Raw genomic sequence first — 17,692 nt, 5'->3', positions numbered from 1 at the left:
AAAGATGCAAGATTTAGCAAAACGGGGAGTGGAGACGCTGTTCAAAGTAGGGGCGAGAGGTGCTATAGCCTTGGACGACGAGGAACAAGTTGTTGGTGTCCTACCCGTCGAAACTTTAAATCAATATTTGGATAGCGCTCCTGTTGAGCAGACGCAGACAATCGGTGAGCTGGCTCTATCAGGTGCTGCTGGGGACACAGGGTTAGCTGGTTCACACCAGCTTCCAGTTGGCACGGTTATTTGTGCTGAACCTGGATGCGGCTACCCAAACAAAGTCCCCTTCCTCGATCCAGACTACCTACCTACCTGTAAAAATCCAACTCCACCAAGACATACACTGAAACTACCTGAATAGGAGTCTGTAATGTTCAGTGCTGCTCTAGAAAAAGCGACTAGCCTCTTCGATCGCCGCTTTCTAATTAATGCTTTTTTTCCTAGCTTCATCTTTTGTGGCCTGTCTGTTGTTGTTGCGATCGCTGGCCAGGGAGATTTGGTAAGCACTGCCAACGCTTGGAATCAACAAAACACGGCTTTCCAAATAGTCACAATTGTTGGCTTTATCAGTTTAGTAACTTTCTTCTCTAGCATATTAGTCAGTAATTTAACTACGATAGTACGCCTGTACGAAGGTTACTGGAATTTCCCCTTGAATCGATACTTAAAAAAAATCAGCACGAGCTGGTATCAAAACCGTCTGAAGGAACTTGGCGAAAGACTAGATCAAGACCCCTCCTATTATGAAGAAATTTACTTAAATTATCCACTTCCTAACCAGCTTGAACAGGTAATGCCAACCCGCGTTGGTAACATCCTAAAGAATGCTGAATTATACCCGTTAATTCGCTATAAAATTGACGCCGTACTCATCTGGCCTCGGCTTTATAACCTATTTCCAGAGCATTTTATCCAAACTCTTGCCGAAGCGAGAAGTTCTTTTGAATTCATGTTAGTTCGATCTTTTTTAGGTGGAGCGTTTGCGCTTCTGAGCAGTATTTATTTACTCATTGTCGGTGGAACTTGGTGGTTATTCCTACTTTGCTTCTGGGGGGGATTGTTGGTAGCTTGGTTTGCTTATAATGCTGCTTTAGGCAGCGCACGTCTCTATGCTCAACAAGTCAAAGCGGCTTTTGATTTATACCGCAACGAACTGCTCATTCAGATGCGCTTGCCACTACCGACTAACCTAAAAGAGGAGAGAGAGCAATGGCAAGCCATCGGTCAGTTCCTCTATCGAAACTTACCTGGCTCGTTGAAATACACGAACGATGAGGCTGATAGTTCTGGTCAGAAACAAGCCTGATGAATGCAAATACCAAGCCAAAGCGGTTCTCTATGCCCCTCAGTCGTCTAGGGGTGTTGATCGCTATTCCAGTTTCAGCCTTCTGTGCTCTTTACCTAGGTTTGCATGAACCCCAAACCCGTCAACTTATCCCTGTTCCAGTGCGCGACCTACCCGCCTATCACCAGATTCAACTAACTGATCTGGTACAAAAAAAATCCTCTGCTAAAACTCTGAGTTCAATTGTAAACCGCTACACCCTGACCCCAGTCCCTAAGCACAAGCCACTTAGCAAAGACAAACTTGGTCCCCAGGTGGAGAGCGATCGCATTTCTAATACCGTTGCCATTGGCATCCCAGCAACACCTGCGATGGTGTTAGGTGGCAACCTTGAAGCTGGTGATATTGTTGACATTATAATTGTCCCTACTGCAACCAAATCAGAGCCTCAACTCACTTCAGTTTTGCTCCCAGACATCTTAGTTTTAGATGTCAAGTCAATGCAGGAGAACAAATCCCCTACCAACCAACTGTCTGATTCACCGTTTGTGATTGTTGTCGCCCTACCTGTAGCCCGTCGTCAAGAATTTGCTACTAACAGTATCGGAGCTAAGCTGCTTATCAGTCGCAAACTTTAAACTTCTTCTAGTTTCAATGCCCAACGTCAGTTACATTACGCTGGCTTTGGGATTCACCTGTTGTTAACCCCCTAGAGCGCCAGTTCAGTAATTGTAGGGGCAATCCCCCCGTGGTTGCCCCTAATTTGTACAGCAAATCATTTCCCACAAACCAACAGATAGTGTAAGGTTCTTTCTGTTGTAAAGAATTTTCACCATGCTGCTGGCTGAGATTGGGTTAGGGCTGACCTTTCTATCCTTGATAATTTGGATTGGATTGCTGGGTTTCCGGGGGCAATTTTGGCGCACCGATCAGCGTTTAGTAGAAGCCGAAACGGAGCCACAGCCCACCCCCTCAGTATTATATCCATCGGTTTGTGCGGTAGTGCCTGCTCGCAATGAGGCAGCGTTACTACCCGTCACCTTGCGATCGCTCCTTAGCCAAGATTATCCTGGTTCCTATTCAGTCATCCTCGTAGACGATGGCAGCACCGATGGCACAGCAAGTGTTGCCCAACAAGTTGCGCAAGAACTCAAAACCAGCTCACAACTGGAGATTATTCCAGGAGTACCCCTGCCTGCGGGTTGGACAGGAAAGCTTTGGGCGATGGAGCAAGGGATTCGTCATGCCCAAAATTTAACCTCAGCACCGGACTATTTGCTGTTTACGGATGCCGATATTGAGCATAACAGGGGCAATCTCCGCAGGCTGGTTGCTAAGGCACAGCAAGACGATTTAGACCTCGTATCCTTGATGGTGCTACTGCGGTGCCAGGATTTTTGGGAGCAATTTCTAATCCCAGCCTTCGTTTTCTTCTTTCAAAAACTCTACCCCTTTAACTGGGTCAATGACCCCTCTAATCCAACAGCCGCAGCTGCTGGAGGGTGTATCCTGATTCGTCGTGAAGCGTTAAATCGCATTGGTGGGATTCAGGTGGTTCGCCAAGCACTGATTGATGATTGTGCCCTTGCTCAAGCTGTAAAGTCGAGTGGTTTTTCAGAGAAGGCTGAAAGCAGGAGCCGTATTTGGCTAGGACTCACGTCCTTAACTCGAAGTTTACGACCTTATCCGTCGCTAGAGACTATCTGGGAAATGGTAGCTCGTACCGCCTATACACAGCTGAACTATTCACCCTGGCTGTTGTTAGGAACCCTCTGCGCGATGACTCTCATTTACTTGGTTTCTCCGGTGGGGGCAATCTGGGGAGGATTGACGGGAAACTGGCTAGTTGCGATCGCTGGTTTATCAGGATGGCTGCTGATGGCTGGAGCTTACTTACCCATACTCCGATTTTATGGGTGTTCGCCTTGGTTCGCCTTTTCCTTGCCTGCGATCGCTTTTCTGTATACCTTGATGACTCTAGATTCCGCTATACGGCACTGGCAAGGACGAGGCGGCGCTTGGAAAGGACGGGTGTACGACTCTTGAACGGTTCATGTTAGAACCCATCACCCATCTTTCCCTCTCTCGGACTTCTGCAAGAAGCCTAAGGAACAGCAGTTAGAGTCCCGATGCAAGTAGTGATCGATTAGTGCTTCCAGTTATTAAAATTTCTTAAAAAAGGAAATTATTCAGTACTTTCCTCGTTTTAAAATATTAATGAATATTTGTAATATTTTCATCCAAAACGGGCATTATCTGCCTGCATCGCGAACAATACCAATAAATGCTTTTTTGGCGAATATGGCGGAGTAACCTATCCGAGCAGCAAGGACAAGTGTTCATAGAATGTTTTCCACTCAACAATCATGAGAATACTGCTCAGAAGTCAAATATTCGGGCAGAAAATCGGTAAGAAATCGAGAAGAAACTCAGAATTTTAGAGCCATTTATAAATAATCATTAAGAAGATTTTCTAGCCAGATTTCTCAAAAACTAGTAAAACAGGGTGTAATACCAAATTCGCTTTGATAACCCCCTTTTTTCTTGAAATCTTTTCTTTCTTCTGACTTTTGCCCTTTGTCTTCTGCCTTGTCTCCACTAAAAAATTAGATGTATTAGGTAATCAATTATTGGCTTTTTCCGTATTACCTGCCTTAATCCAGCCCTCTTGATTATCTTCGGCTAAGCGCACCTGTTGCCATTTGCCATCATCGCTGAGTTTCAGAACAAACACTTGCTGATTGGCAGCAACACCACCAATACGGTTGGAATCTAGCGTCGGCGCGTCGCGGAGGCTCAAGCCTTCTGGCCAGGTTACACGCGCTTTGTAAGCACCTGGGGGTAGTTCTTTGACGGGCGACTTACTGGGTGTGGGGGTAGGTTTACTGATTGCTTTGGGTTTAGATGCCTGAGTCAAACTAGCTTTTTTAGCTGTCTGTAACTTCTTCGGTTGCTCCTCTGCAAAGATGGGTTTTTGAGGAGTAATGGAAAGCCTTGTCCAGAAGTAATAGGCTGCACCAACACCAAAAACTACTAGGAATAAAATTCCAATAAAAAAACCTAATAAAAACTTAAAGATGCCTGACAAACTCATAGGGAGTTGAAGGTTGAAGGTTGAAGGTTGAAGGTTGAAGGTTGAAGGTTGAAGGTTGAAGGTTGAAGATTAACTTGTAATATTTAACCTTCAACCTGTAACCCATTTCCATTAACAACCTGCTTACTGAAGTTGACGATGAATGCGACTGCTTAATCGGCTATCTCTAGACGCCATACGGGCTTTTCCGGCAGCTGCCCAGTTTTGTAAAAATTGGATTTGCTCTTGCGCGGTTCGAGCCAAGGGGATAATCTGGCTGGCGGATTCCAATATATCATCCGTGGTGAAATCTCGGTTCTGGCTGAAGCCAATGTGCATGGCTTCAATCAGAGTTTGTTCGATTTCCGCACCCGAAAAATCAGGTGTTTCGTAAGCGACGCGGTCTAAATCATAACTCTTTAAGTTGTGAGGCCGCAGTCGAGATAAATGTAACTCAAAAATTGCTCTACGTTCTTCCTGACTGGGCAATCCCACAAAGAAAATTTCATCAAACCGCCCTTTACGGAGCATTTCTGGGGGTAGAGATTGGATGTTGTTGGCAGTGGCGACAACAAATACCGGTGATTTTTTTTCGGCTAGCCAGTTAATGAAGGTACCAAATACACGGCTGGTTGTTCCCGCATCTCCTTTAGAATCAATGCCAGAGAAGGCTTTATCGATTTCATCAATCCACAAGATACAAGGAGCAAGCGCTTCTGCCAACTGAACCATTTGCCGGGTGCGAGATTCCGATTCTCCCACTAAGCCCCCAAATAGACGCCCCACATCCAGGCGTAGCAGGGGTAGGTGCCAGTGGTGGGCGATCGCTTTTGCCGTTAATGACTTTCCGGTTCCCTGAATTCCCACTAAGAGCAAGCCGCGAGGATGGGGCAAACCGTATTGTCTGGCTCGTTCGGTAAAAGCCCCTCCCCTGCGCAGCAACCAGTCTTTCAAGTTATCCAAGCCACCAATATCAGAAATTCTTTCCGTTGTTGGGTAAAACTCTAAAATCTGCGTCTGGCGAATCGATTGGCGCTTTTCTTCTAAAATCAGTTCCACGTCTTCCGGTTGAATTTCGCCGTGAGAGGCAATCCCACGAGCAAGAACTCGGCGAATCCGCTCTAGAGAAAGCCCCTGCGCGGAACGTACCAGCTCATCTAGCACTTTATCACTTAGGGATTGTGCTGTAGCGCTGAGCAATCGTTGAATTTCGGCTTTGATTTCCGCAGCGTTCGGTAAAGGAAATTCTACAACTGTTAGTACTTCCGCCAGCTCAGCAGGAACGGCAATTTGTGGCGAAAGGATGACAATATTCTTGGGTTGGGATTTTAGACGTCGTGATAGATTTCTAAGTTTACGAGAAATGGAGATATCGTCTAAAAAACGGTGAAAATCTCTTAATATAAAGATAGCAGCTGCGCTTTCAGCTACTTTATCCACAAATTCTAAGGCTTGTAACGGGTTACGGCGTCCAAACCCTTCGTCATTGGGGTTGCCCTGGTAGCCGTCTACAAAATCCCAGATATAGACAGCCCGATCGCCTAAGCGTTTAGCCGCCTGTGCGATCGAAGCTTCCACTCGCTCTTCTTCTAGGCTTGGAATATAGAGCAAAGGGTAGCGGGCACGTAGAAGCAGCTCAAACTCATCATTAAAACTCATGACACACCGAGGTTATGGGAAACCGAAAGAATTAAAATTGCGTATTTCTAATTCTTCCTCCAAATAGGCAGACTAGCCAGGGAGTTGTTTTTTCAGGTCTTCCAGGGCTTGCCAACGCCGATCTGTGAGCGCTGCACTCCCCTTGCCTTTGTCATTAATCTGAATTCCTGGGCAATTCTGGTCACAAAGCTGCCGGGGAGGAGTTGCCAGACACAGTTGCTCGTATAGCCAAACGTCTGGCTGAAAATAACCTTGAGGTGGTAGCGTTTCTACCAAGTCTTCCAACGCTGTTTCCCGTTCCAATGGACCCTCATCGGGCCCGTCGGCTGACTCATCCAACCAAACCATTTCCGAGGCATCAACTTGTAAACGGTGGTTGTACTGCTGCAAGCAGCGATCGCAGGTCAATGTAATAATCGTTTCTGCTTGAGCCGAAACCTCTAGATAATTTCCTCGATGGGCCACTTGCATTCGACCGCGCACTGGGGTTAGCGTCTCTAAACCCGCAATGCACTCATTAACCTGAATGACCTCTGTCTGCTCTGGTAGCTTAAGCAGCCAAGGAATATGAATGGCTTCCATGATGCTTATCCTTACTCGTAATTCATAGTGACCCAGCTGTAAATTAGAGGCTTCAAGATTGGCAGAGCTATCTCAAACCCCTAATAGTGGGTCATTCCTTCCGTTAACGTAGACGCACAACCAGTCGGCGATCGGGTTCCTGTCCCCGACTCTGAGTCTCCAAGTCCTCGCATTCCTTCAAAAAGGTATGAACTTGACGCCGTTCTGCGGACGACAAGGACTTCATTTCAAATTCTTGACCCGTCTGGCGAACCGTCTGGGCGGCGTGATCCGCCAGCGCCCGGAGTTCCTCTTGACGCTGGAGGCGATAACCGTCGAGTTCTATAGTATATGCGGCTTGCCCCTCTTCGTCCTGCCCCAAATTCAAAATGGAATTAGCCAGGTACTGAATCGCATCAAGTGCTGCCCCGTCCGGGCCAATCAAAATTTCAATTTGCTTGGGAGTCAGTCGGGTTTGATCAATGGTTAACCAATAGTTTGGCTTATCCTCACCTGAGTCATCGGTTACTGTTGGCGTCACCTGTGCCGTCAACTTGGATAAACGGAGGAGTTCTTCAAGCCACTGCTGACCCCGCTGCATGAGCTGCTTGTCCATAACTAACTTGAAGCCTTTTTCTTAGAACGCCGTTCAAAAGGCAGTGATTCGCGCTTCTCCCCAGCTTTTGTTTCTTTCTCTTGCGTCTCCATCATTTTTTGAATGTTTTCGGGCAAGGGTTCGCGCATCAGAATGAAAGTCTGGGCTGTCTGAAAAATATTGGCAATCACCATGTACATCAGCACGCCAGCAGGCAAGGGGAAGAATAAGAACATTCCTGAGAACAGGATTGGAGTGAGCTTATTCACCGTTGCTTGCTGCTTGGAGGCGTCATCATTCGAAGCATTCTGACCCGAAAGAAGCTGGTTCACATACAAACTAATGCCAAAGACGAGAATCATGCTAATGACATCCCAGTGGATACTTCCATCGGGTTCAAAAGCACCCACACGCCCTAGAGCATCAATGAAGAGGAATCCTTTGTCAGCGGCTAGCCCAGGAAGGCTGCCCTGAAGCGTTACTTCTCCGGGTTCTACCGCTTCGAGAGTTCCGTCTTCCTGAAGCCGGATGTGCTCTGCCCCTTTGGTTACTTGCCATTTGGGAGCAATTTTTGTCTCGGGATACTCGGTCAATAATGTGCTAAGCGGTTTGCCTTCAACGGTTTGAAACTCTAATTGGGTTTTTTCTCCAACGACTAAACGGCTTCCTCCCGGAAGAATAGCCGCCACTGGGGCATGAACGCCATCAGCGATGTAAATGTTTTGGGGTTTGGTTGAAAACGCTTGGGGCTGAATCAACTCCATTTGCTCTCTGGGAAAGATTTGGAGATTGACGGCGTAATTAACGTCAGAAAACGGTGACCCCCGCAAGGTCGCAAACAAGGCAAACAATACCGGCATTTGCAGCACAACCGGTAGACAGCCAGCTAAGGGATTACCAAACTCTTTGAAGAGTTTGCTCATCTCTTCCTGCTGTTTAGCTGGGTCATCTTTGTAGAGTTTTTGAATCTCTTCTTGCCGCTTTTTCATCAGCGGCTGGGTGATTCGCATGCGCCTCATGTTGCGAATGGAACCAGCGTTCAAGGGAAAGAGGGCAAAGCGAATCACGAGGGTCAGCGCTACAATGGCGAGACCATAGCTCGGCACAATCCCGTAAAAGAAATCCAGGATTGGCAGCATGACGTTGTTGGAAAGAAACCCGACACCAAAATCCATTCGTGTAAAGTCTACCTAGGCGCTGTAAAGTTTTCTGAATCTAATCTATCTAATATTCGTCCCAATGCGAGACGGTTATCCGGTATGCACCGAGATATACCCCAAGTCGGCTTGACCGGGAAGCAGAATCTTGGGGATATGAGCGAGTTGATTTTTGTTTTTTGTGGGCCAAAAGGTTGGGCATCTTCCCATACCCATTACTCTAAGCTTTCACAGCATCAACGGGTTTTCCAGTTTTTTGAGCAGCTTTTTCAGCAATGTGGTCGTAGATTTCGCGGAACCGGGGGATGGCTCGTATTTCCAGACGACTGCCATCTTTGAGGGTGACCACAATGTCTCCCCACCCTCCAAAACCACGAGGAACTTTAACGACTTTGACAACCTCTGAAAAGATAATGTCTGTGCGATCGCGTCCCTGCCAACCTCCTGTGATCGAGATACGGCGATCCGTAATTCGATAGCGTAACCATAGGGAACGAACAATGGCTCCTACCGTCAAGGGTAAGCAAATCACCGTGAACCCTAACAAAATATTAATAATCAAATCGCCAACGTGGGGGCCACCTTCGTAAAAAACTTCCTCTTTAATGCCCATTTAATACCTCGGCTTCTGCCAACAACTGCTTTAATTCTCGCAAAAATTGCGCATAATCGCACTGGTCGGCTCCCGGTCGTACCCCTACAACCAGTCGCCATCCTGGGGAAATTTGTGGTAGCAATTGGCGTAAAGCCGCCCTAATGAGCCGCTTAATTCGATTACGAACCACTGCTTTTTTGCTAACTTTTTGGCTGACAGAGATGCCAATGCGAGTTGGAGGCTTGTCTTTTGTGGGCGACGGTAACCTCTCTGAAGTCGGGGCGTCCACGGTACTGTTTCGTTGTAGCAGACCTCGCAAAGTTAAATAACGCCCAGAGCGGCGAATTCCTTTTTGATAAACGTTCTGAAAATCTCGCCAGTGTCTGAGTCGATGGGCTTGAGGTAATGCCACACTTATACTCCAGTACGAGGACACAACCGACGGCTGAAGCAGGAAAGCAACCACTACTCGACCAATAGTCACTAAAACTATACCGAGAGACGATGACGCCCTTTGCTTCTACGAGCTTTAATTACGTTCTGACCGTCTTGGGTGCGCATCCGTGCGCGAAAACCCGACTTTCTTTTGCGTTTGCGGCTAGTGCCACGTAGAGTGCGTTGAGTCATATGCTGTTACTTCAAAAACAATGGAGCTGACGCTTCGTCAAAGAGTCACAATCTACTAGATTAGCATCTCAACTGCGAAGGAAATGGGTCATGGGTCAGAGGGTGGAAAGCTTAGCCGGTTAAAAGTTGGAAGGTTGCATGTTTTGAGCAGCTCACCTTCTCGCTCTGTAACCGACTCTCCCCAGTCCCCTCACAGACGGGCTCCTAACCTCCACCAATACTCAAAATCCAAGTTCCGACGTAACGAGGTAGTGGCACATCACCGGGTGAGAGAACCTGAGCGTTAAAGTAGTACATTCCACCAAAGGGTGGATTTTTAACGTTCGAAAATACGATTTCAAGGCTATTCCCCGCCTGGATTGGCTCCTCCATCTCGATCTGAATGACGTGGTTTTCTTTATCCCACTTCACTTCAGAGATGGGTATCTTTTTGCCTTTGGCAAGTACCTCAACTCTCTTGGTATCAAACTTACCGTCGTAATAATCGGGATAAGAAATCGCAATCTGGGCAACGCCTAACTCCAATTTCTTGGCAGGGATTTTAAAGCGGTAACGATCCCAGCCGTTCGGTTGACCGCCATAATCTAGGTAATAGTTCAGCTGATTTTCACGACCGACACCGCTCCATAGGGTAAAACCGGAGTTATTCTGTGCCCAGCTGTTGACAGAAAACCCGGTGATGACACAACCCGTAACAGCTACGGCAGAAATAAGGTGTCGCATCAACGATTTTTTAAATAACATAGGCTGACTACTCTTCCGTAGGGTAATGAGGTTTGTCACTAAACTTTACTATTTTTGGCTCTATTTGACTGTATCAAAGTCGATTTAATGCGGATTATCCCAGATGGTGACGTTAAAGGCTCATAGAAAGTGCCTCTAGGACTGGCCTTAAATCATTGATGAGCGAGCTGATGTTTCAATCGGTGGTAAGGTGGGCAGAAAAAGTGAGGCGTGTTGGGAATAGGTATAGTAGATTTTAACCAACATACTCATGTTATTAAATTTTTATTAAGCTGTTTTGAGCAGATTGTCAATGCCTAAAAACAATTAGTAACAGGCAAGATTTGGTGAGCTTGGATTACACAAGGCTTCTAGCTGCTCAATCTGAACTTACCAATCCTCCCAGCGTTGAGGGATTTCGTTGAGTTCCATTTGCCATTGATAGCAAAAGACACGATATGTCCTGCCCCTAAGGCGTTGTGTACTATCGGTTAGATTTTAGAGTTTGGATGGTTTGCGATCATTGAGGTTGCGAACCTTCTGGCTGATTCATGTGAAATGGCGACGAGCTTGCCGTCTTTGGTTAACCTCCAGCCTTTGCCCCGCCATTCAATTCGATTACCCATAAAGCTATAACACCAAATCGCGAAGCCGATCAGATCCCACAAAGGAATGAGCCAGAGAAATTTTTTGGCAACTGGATCGTCAAGACTCCTAACGCCAACAACCCAGCCCATGACTAATCGCGCCATCCAGGTTATCCCTAAGAAAAGCCAGCCTAGGGCTGACTCCCCAGTCGCTATCAGCAAGAGTAGACTGGTAACGGTGCCATGAGTGAAGATTAGCCCCAAATAGCCCCACGGACGACAAACTCTTGTTCCCCGTGCCCAACGAATTTGGCGTCGGAGAGAATCAACTAAGGTGGTGCTTGCCAAGACATGTTCAACTACATAGTCGGAAAGCACCACCTTATAGCCTGCTTGAGTCGGTAGGTTCCCCAACTGGAAGTCATCTGCCAGATAATCAGCGATCGCTTCAAATCCCCCAATCTTCTCCAGTACCGTTCTACGGATGAGAATCGTTGAACCTAGGGCAAACTTGATACCTTCTAGTTTCGTGGAGACTAAAACCCCTGCATGGAACTCTGTAGCAACTCCAACGGCCTCCAGTCTTGCCACCCATCCGCTGGCTAAGGAACGATACAAACAGGTGACGACACCAACTCTAGCATCTCGTAGGGGCTGAACGACTCGCTGCAAATAGTCAGTTCCTACTCGGATATCACTATCGGCAATCAACAGGGTGTCATACCTAGCTTTAGTAACTGCATTCGCTAGATTGCTCACTTTGCGGTTGGTACCAATGGTGCGATCGCTCACAACCAACTGAATATCCACTTGCGGGAAGTAGTGAATGATTTTCTGCACCACTTCAATTCCCGGATCGGTACTCTCTAGGACAGCGAAGATAATTTGGTAGGTTGGGTAATCCTGCTGGCAGAACGACGCAAGATTTTCGTAAGCATCGCTATCTACACCACAAATCGGTTTCAGAATAGTAATCGGTGGATGGAAATTTGGCTCAACAGGAGTGGGACGCTTCAACCAAGCGATCGCAGCATGAATGGCATAGCCATAGAACCAAACAGCTACTAAACCGAGGATTAATAGAAGGAAATCAATAACCGTTAGCGTCCAAGTCGTTAAGAAAGTAGAGCCCAAAATTTCCATTGACGTAGTGATAAAAGGGTAGCTGCATTATTTATATTCAATGCATGTCAGCCAGCTATTAGGTTATAGGCAGGGCTTATGACGCAGGTGTGTCAATTTTATGAATATACAGTGTCAATCTAACTTTATGTATTTGACAAAAAACGGTTTTTGTGAGAGTGTTGCAGCTAACTTCAGAGTGCCGATTAGCCTGTGGCTTTTGGAATAATATGATTGAACGTTTCTAAATCTCAAGCTTGACCTAACCCCGTGGAGTGAGAACTTCCGTTGGGAGAGCGATCAACAAACATGAATCTGATTTACTTCCTTCTTCGTTCTTCCTGGAGGATGGTGGCGATTGCGATCGTCACTGGATTTGTGAGTGGCAGTAGTAGTGCGGCACTGATTGCCCTAATCAGCAATACAGTCAGTGGCAGCACTACTGAATCTATTACCTCCATTACTTGGAGCTTTATCGGACTGGCTTTAGTCGCCCTCATCACTAGTATTGTTTCCCAAGTGGTGCTGATTCGTTTATCCCAGGATGCCGTCTTACAATTGCGGATGCGCCTGAGCCGCCAGATTCTCGCGTCCGAATTAAGTCACCTCGAACAAGTCGGTACTCCCCGACTCCTGGCAACCCTCACTGAAGATGTTCAAGCCGTTACTAATGCTGTTTATATCGTTCCCTTTCTCTGCATTGATTTGGCGATTGTAGTGGGTTGCCTGATTTATATAACCTGGCTCTACTGGAAAGTATCGTTGCTGGTAGTAGGCTTTTGTGCCGTGGCAATGGGTAGTTGCCAGTGGCTGTTGAAACGAGGGGGAAAGTGGCTTGCTCTTGCCCGTGAAGAGCAGGATTTACTGTTTAACCACTTCCGCACTCTCAGCGAAGGCATCAAAGAACTCAAACTCCATGCTCAACGGCGTCAAGTCTTCCTTTCGCAAGAACTTCAATCAACTGCTACTTCGCTCCGTCGTCACAATGTTGATGGTTTAACTCTATTTGCCATGACAGCTAGCTGGGGTAAGCTGCTGTTTTTTTTCGCAGTGGGTTTTGTTCTATTTGCACTGCCCAAATTAATCGCTATCAGCCCCCAAAATCTCTCTGGCTACATTTTGGCCTTCGCCTACTTGATGTTGCCGATGGACAATATCGTCAACAACCTTCCCTATTTAAGTCGAGCTAGCATTGCTTTGCAAAAAATAGAGTCACTGGGTTTATCTCTCGCCAGTCGCGCTGAGGAATCTACGGTTGCTCTACCATTTAAGTCTTCCTGGCAGCCTTTGGAATTCAAGGGTGTGACTTATCCTTATTACAGTCAGGAGGAAGAAGACCGCAGCTTTATTCTCGGCCCGATAGACCTGACGCTGCATTCAGGAGAATTAATCTTTATTGTTGGGGGTAATGGCAGTGGAAAGTCTACTCTTGCCAAGCTGATCACTGGACTTTACATCCCTGAATCGGGAGAAATTCGGCTAGATGGACAGCCCGTTAATCGACACAACCGAGAGTGGTATCGCCAGCATTTTTCGGTAGTTTTTTCAGATTTTTATTTATTCGAGAGTCTTTTGGGGTTAGAGAATACCAACTTGGATACCCAAGCTCAAAAGTACTTGAAGCAACTTCAACTGGAGCGCAAGGTAAAAGTTGAGAGTGGAAAACTTTCCACCACAGCGCTTTCTCAGGGGCAGCGTAAACGTCTCGCTTTGCTCACTGCTTATCTAGAAGATAGACCCATTTATCTATTTGATGAGTGGGCAGCTGACCAAGACCCGGATTTTAAGGAAATCTTTTACACTCAGTTTCTAGGAGAATTGAGAAGTAGGGGAAAAACCTTGCTAGTCATCAGCCACGACGACCACTATTTTCATCTGGCAGACCGGATTATAAAACTGAATTACGGCAAGGTGGAATATGACAAGCAACGATGAAAATAAAGAGAATTGCTCATCTGCTAGGCTGACGCGATCGCATACTCACCTCCATAATGAATGACGATTAGCTTATTTCGTCTTGGTGAGCAGTAGTTGTCCATCAACTTCGATAGTCTCCTTTAGACAAGGATAATCAAAATAGAGGGGAGATGCGAAAGGCGATCGCTCCTTCTACCTCATCGCTTAGGAGAAATGCCCCCTCTGCGATCGCCACTCCCACAACTGCTAAAAACAAAGCATGAACGGTTATGCAATCTCTTCCAGCTAGGGGTAGTACCACCTTCAATCAAATGGCACTGACTTAAGGGAAAAGCGATCGTTAATTGAGAAAAACCCAGATTGGGGGAGACCCCCCAAACCCCCTCCTCACTCTCATCTCCGGTGGGGGACGGAGTGCTCCCCCAGACCCTCTGCACAAAGGTTCATTGGTGAGGTAGGAAAGTTCTTAAGTCAGTGCCATTCACCTTAGATCACTGTTGATGCCGATCACTGCTGTTCTTCAGATCGCGGACGCGATGTGTGCCAGTTGGGTGTGACTGAAGTGAGTAACTGGAAATTCTTTTCATAATCTTAAATCTTTCGTAAGGAAGATGTGTTTTATTTACCTTTCTTATTCACATTAAAGCTCTTCAAAGGTTACCGTGTAGCGCATGACCTATCATCAACGACCTCTTGTCGTACCAAGAGTAGTATTTAAAAACCAATGGTTAGTGAAATATCAGCAGATCGGTGTACCCCTATTCAACAGGCCTCGCATCTAATTCTGGTGGCAGACGACGACAGATTGACGCGATTGATGTTACACAAAGTCTTAGAAAAAGAAGGCTATTCGGTTGTAGAAGCCTCTCAAGGAGATGAGTGCTTAGAAGTGTATAAACACACCCAGCCCAGTCTGATTCTCCTAGACGCCATGATGCCAGTTATGGATGGTTTTGAGTGTTGTACAACCTTGCAATCTTTTCCCGGCAGCGAACACATCCCAGTTTTAATGATTACAGCACTAGAAGATCAAGCCTCAGTTGATCGCGCTTTTGAGGTTGGTGCTAGCGATTACATAACAAAGCCAATCAATCTAGCTGTGCTGCGTCAGCGCGTGCGAATCCTGATCGAAAAGTCTCGACTTTATCGAGAGCTAGAACAAGCGAATCAAAAGTTGCTACATTTAGCGACCGTGGATAGTCTCACCCAGGTGTCTAATCGTCGCTCTTTTGATGAGTACTTCAGTCGGGAGTGGCAGCGAATGGCGCGAGAGTTCTCCCCTGTTTCACTAATTTTGTGTGATGTTGACTTTTTCAAAGCTTATAACGATATCTATGGTCATCCTTGCGGAGACACCTGTTTAAAAGCTGTGGCGCGTGCTATCTCCGAATCGGTAAAGCGTCCGGCTGATTTAGTTGCTCGTTACGGTGGAGAAGAATTTGCCGTGATTCTGCCGAACACAGAAGCGATAGGTGCCGCTCATGTCGCTCAAAAGATTCAGTCCAAGGTTAAGGCTTTGAAAATTCCTCATGCCAATTCTCGCGTGAGTGAATATGTAACCGTGAGTATCGGAATTGCTAGCCTTTTTCCCAGATCTGGGTCTAGCCCTGAAACACTGATTGCGGCTGCCGATCTCGCCCTCTATCAATCAAAAGCCCAAGGACGTAATTGTGTGATCTTCTCAACAACTTGTTAACTTAGCGAAACAAGGATCAAGAAGAGAGACAGCCAGAGGCAAAGAGGGATTTTCATCGCTTCTTGATGCGCTCTCGCGCATGGCTTCTCAATGGCATCATTAACACAAGTCCTGGTAAGCATATTAACCTAATCAAGGGGCACCCTTGAGAGGAGCTACCCCAAAGCAAGTAGGATCGACAATACTTACCCTACTCAAGCGCCTCAACATTAGAGGAAATCATTTATGGCATATTACTGGTTTAAAGCATTTCACCTGATTGGCGTTGTCGTTTGGTTCGCTGGGTTATTCTACCTGGTACGTCTTTTCGTTTATCACGCAGAGGCTTCCCAGGAGCCGGAACCTGCTCAGACGATTCTCAAAAAGCAGTATGAAATTATGGAGAAGCGTCTCTATCGCATCATTACAACACCAGGAATGTTGGTGACAGTCGCTATGGCAATTGGTCTACTGACGACTGAGCCGGACGTTCTTAAAGATGGTTGGTTACATATCAAGCTAGCGTTCGTTGCGGTTTTGCTGGCTTATCATCATTACTGCGGTCGAATTATGAAGAAACTGGCAGCCGGAGAATGTCAGTGGAGTGGACAGCAATTTCGAGCGCTGAATGAAGCGCCGACCATCTTGTTGGTAGTGATTGTCTTGCTAGCGGTGTTCAAGAATAATCTACCGACAGATATCACCGCCTGGGCAATCTTTGGCATGGTTATTGCAATGGTAGCGTCGATTCAGCTCTACGCTAAAAAACGCAAGCGAGATAAAGAAAAGCTGCTGGCAGCCTCTCAAGCTAAAGATGATGAGATGGCTGAACAGTTATCAGTTTAAAGGCAATTGGCAATTGGGAATTTGTGGGTGAATTTTGGGTAATATTGCTTTCATTAACCATTACCCATTCCTAGTTGCCAGGCTTCTTGCAGAAGTCTATTGATTGGCAATGATCCTCTGAGTAAAAGCTGTATCGTCAATCCCCGCACCGACAGACTTCTGAGCGGTTCTATACAACTGCAACTGGAAGGAGCGGTTTACTCTCCTAGGGTTAAGCCCAAATAACCTAATTCTCGTAGCTTTGCTAAGACCTTGGACACACTCTCTTCTAGAGTTTCCAAATCAGTTCTACATTCTACTTCTGGATTAAGTGGAGGCTCATAAGGGTCATCAATTCCAGTAAAGTTTTTAATTACCCCTGCGCGAGCCTTCTTATATAATCCTTTCACATCCCGTTGTTCGCAGACCTCAAGGGGCGCATTAACGTATACTTCAACAAAGTTGACAATTCGGTCGCGCACTTCTTGCCGCACGTCCCGGTAGGGAGATATTGCTGAAACCAAGACTGTAACTTGGTTACGAGTCAATAGATTTGCTACAAAACCAACACGGCGAATGTTTTCGTCTCGGTCTTCTTTACTAAAGCCTAATCCCTTGCATAAGTTCAGACGCACAATATCGCCATCTAATATTTCAATTTTTTGCCCATAAGACTTTAGTCGATGTTCCACAGCACAGCTAATTGTTGTTTTGCCTGCACCACTTAAGCCAGTAAACCATACTGTTACACCAGGCTGCTGACACTTGATCAAATCACTTTGAGGTTTGGCAACGGTTTCAGTCATTGGATTAAACTGAGATTTATTAAGCCTAAAGATACTATATAAAGAAGTTTCTACACACTTAAGATAGCTCGCAGATATTCCAAGTATTACTGTATTTGCCCAAACACATAGATAATAAAAAAAGACTTAGCAGCAACCGAATGCTAGAAGTCCTTTATGAATTTACATTGAGCATCGGGATGACAGGATTTGAACCTGCGACCCCTTCGTCCCGAACGAAGTGCGCTACCAAGCTGCGCTACATCCCGATAAGTTATAAGCGTAACAGATTTATGGTATCACGTTGTATCGGCAATCAGCCTCCTGCTTGCTAGGATTGACACGGAGTAACTTCAGTAGGAGCGTTTGGTGGGAGTGGTAGTTAAGCCAGAATGGTTGCGTGTCAAAGCGCCTCAATGGGAGCGGGTCGGTAATGTCAAAGAAATTTTACGGGATTTAACACTGAATACGGTTTGTGAGGAAGCCTCTTGCCCAAACATTGGGGAATGCTT

The 17,692-nt window shown here is 46.3% G+C and carries 19 protein-coding genes, 1 tRNA gene and 1 pseudogene; 8 read left to right on the top strand and 13 right to left on the bottom strand.

Features of this window, described 5'->3' with window-relative positions:
• From V6C93_RS27545 to V6C93_RS27530, 4 genes are all read left to right on the top strand, one after another.
• Nucleotides 1-355 (top strand): hypothetical protein (locus V6C93_RS27545; RefSeq protein WP_333479865.1); only part of this gene is annotated, 355 nt, incomplete at its 5' end.
• A 9-nt stretch (nt 356-364) separates the two neighbouring features.
• Nucleotides 365-1,300 carry a hypothetical protein gene (locus tag V6C93_RS27540; RefSeq protein WP_333479864.1) on the top strand — a complete coding sequence of 312 codons (936 nt, stop codon included), beginning with the start codon at nt 365-367 and terminating at the stop codon, nt 1,298-1,300.
• Nucleotides 1,300-1,917: an RcpC/CpaB family pilus assembly protein gene (locus tag V6C93_RS27535; protein WP_333479863.1), complete on the top strand. Its 618-nt coding sequence runs from the start codon at nt 1,300-1,302 to the stop codon at nt 1,915-1,917. The genes V6C93_RS27540 and V6C93_RS27535 overlap by 1 nt, the downstream gene beginning before the upstream one ends.
• A gap of 202 nt (nt 1,918-2,119) precedes the next feature.
• A complete protein-coding gene (locus V6C93_RS27530; protein WP_349262862.1) occupies nt 2,120-3,325 on the top strand; it encodes a glycosyltransferase in 1,206 nt (401 codons plus the stop codon).
• A gap of 577 nt (nt 3,326-3,902) precedes the next feature.
• Here V6C93_RS27530 and V6C93_RS27525 read toward each other — a convergent pair.
• From V6C93_RS27525 to hpnI, 10 genes are all read right to left on the bottom strand, one after another.
• Complete coding sequence (locus V6C93_RS27525; protein ID WP_333479861.1) at nt 3,903-4,373, bottom strand: SH3 domain-containing protein; 471 nt, start codon at nt 4,371-4,373, stop codon at nt 3,903-3,905.
• A 123-nt stretch (nt 4,374-4,496) separates the two neighbouring features.
• Complete coding sequence (locus V6C93_RS27520; RefSeq protein WP_333479860.1) at nt 4,497-6,011, bottom strand: AAA family ATPase; 1,515 nt, start codon at nt 6,009-6,011, stop codon at nt 4,497-4,499.
• Nucleotides 6,012-6,083: 72 nt separating this feature from the next.
• Nucleotides 6,084-6,593 carry a YceD family protein gene (locus V6C93_RS27515; RefSeq protein ID WP_333479859.1) on the bottom strand — a complete coding sequence of 170 codons (510 nt, stop codon included), beginning with the start codon at nt 6,591-6,593 and terminating at the stop codon, nt 6,084-6,086.
• 103 nt (nt 6,594-6,696) lie between these two features.
• Nucleotides 6,697-7,188 carry a protein jag gene (locus V6C93_RS27510; RefSeq protein ID WP_333479858.1) on the bottom strand — a complete coding sequence of 164 codons (492 nt, stop codon included), beginning with the start codon at nt 7,186-7,188 and terminating at the stop codon, nt 6,697-6,699.
• 2 nt (nt 7,189-7,190) lie between these two features.
• Nucleotides 7,191-8,342, bottom strand: coding sequence for a membrane protein insertase YidC (gene yidC / locus V6C93_RS27505; RefSeq protein ID WP_333479857.1), 1,152 nt, complete (start codon nt 8,340-8,342; stop codon nt 7,191-7,193).
• A 202-nt stretch (nt 8,343-8,544) separates the two neighbouring features.
• The gene (locus tag V6C93_RS27500) at nt 8,545-8,937 is read right to left on the bottom strand and encodes a PH domain-containing protein (RefSeq protein WP_333479856.1); all 393 of its coding nucleotides are present in this window, start codon (nt 8,935-8,937) and stop codon (nt 8,545-8,547) included.
• Nucleotides 8,927-9,331 (bottom strand): ribonuclease P protein component, encoded by a 405-nt coding sequence (rnpA, locus tag V6C93_RS27495; RefSeq protein ID WP_349262861.1) that lies wholly within the window; start codon nt 9,329-9,331, stop codon nt 8,927-8,929. The genes V6C93_RS27500 and rnpA overlap by 11 nt, the downstream gene beginning before the upstream one ends.
• A 77-nt stretch (nt 9,332-9,408) precedes the next feature.
• Entirely contained in the window at nt 9,409-9,546 is a 138-nt protein-coding gene (gene rpmH / locus V6C93_RS27490) for a 50S ribosomal protein L34 (protein ID WP_333479854.1), read from the bottom strand.
• A gap of 204 nt (nt 9,547-9,750) precedes the next feature.
• On the bottom strand, nt 9,751-10,269 hold the full coding sequence (locus V6C93_RS27485; protein WP_333479853.1) for a DUF2808 domain-containing protein: 519 nt from the start codon (nt 10,267-10,269) through the stop codon (nt 9,751-9,753).
• Between the two features lie 491 nt (nt 10,270-10,760).
• Nucleotides 10,761-11,999 (bottom strand): bacteriohopanetetrol glucosamine biosynthesis glycosyltransferase HpnI, encoded by a 1,239-nt coding sequence (hpnI, locus tag V6C93_RS27480; protein WP_333479852.1) that lies wholly within the window; start codon nt 11,997-11,999, stop codon nt 10,761-10,763.
• A 288-nt stretch (nt 12,000-12,287) separates the two neighbouring features.
• On the opposite strand from hpnI, the gene V6C93_RS27475 reads away from it, so the two are divergent.
• Complete coding sequence (locus V6C93_RS27475; protein WP_333479851.1) at nt 12,288-13,913, top strand: cyclic peptide export ABC transporter; 1,626 nt, start codon at nt 12,288-12,290, stop codon at nt 13,911-13,913.
• 136 nt (nt 13,914-14,049) lie between these two features.
• On the opposite strand, the gene V6C93_RS27470 is transcribed toward V6C93_RS27475, so the two are convergent.
• Nucleotides 14,050-14,196: a hypothetical protein gene (locus V6C93_RS27470; protein ID WP_333479850.1), complete on the bottom strand. Its 147-nt coding sequence runs from the start codon at nt 14,194-14,196 to the stop codon at nt 14,050-14,052.
• Nucleotides 14,197-14,619: 423 nt separating this feature from the next.
• Between V6C93_RS27470 and V6C93_RS27465 the strand changes: the two genes are divergently transcribed.
• Both V6C93_RS27465 and hemJ read left to right on the top strand, forming a co-directional pair.
• On the top strand, nt 14,620-15,591 hold the full coding sequence (locus tag V6C93_RS27465) for a PleD family two-component system response regulator (RefSeq protein WP_333479849.1): 972 nt from the start codon (nt 14,620-14,622) through the stop codon (nt 15,589-15,591).
• 225 nt (nt 15,592-15,816) lie between these two features.
• Entirely contained in the window at nt 15,817-16,416 is a 600-nt protein-coding gene (gene hemJ, locus V6C93_RS27460) for a protoporphyrinogen oxidase HemJ (RefSeq protein WP_333479848.1), read from the top strand.
• A 197-nt stretch (nt 16,417-16,613) separates the two neighbouring features.
• On the opposite strand, the gene cysC is transcribed toward hemJ, so the two are convergent.
• Complete coding sequence (gene cysC, locus V6C93_RS27455; protein WP_333479847.1) at nt 16,614-17,201, bottom strand: adenylyl-sulfate kinase; 588 nt, start codon at nt 17,199-17,201, stop codon at nt 16,614-16,616.
• Between the two features lie 174 nt (nt 17,202-17,375).
• Nucleotides 17,376-17,449, bottom strand: a tRNA-Pro gene (locus tag V6C93_RS27450).
• A 106-nt stretch (nt 17,450-17,555) separates the two neighbouring features.
• Here V6C93_RS27450 and V6C93_RS27445 point away from each other — a divergent pair.
• Nucleotides 17,556-17,692, top strand: a pseudogene (locus V6C93_RS27445) (lipoyl synthase); the annotation flags it as partial.

It is taken from the genome of Allocoleopsis sp., assembly GCF_036703385.1.
Classification (GTDB): Bacteria; Cyanobacteriota; Cyanobacteriia; order Cyanobacteriales; family Coleofasciculaceae; genus Allocoleopsis.
Note: the sequence above shows the minus strand (reverse complement) of the source record. Positions and strands in the feature narration are given on the sequence as shown.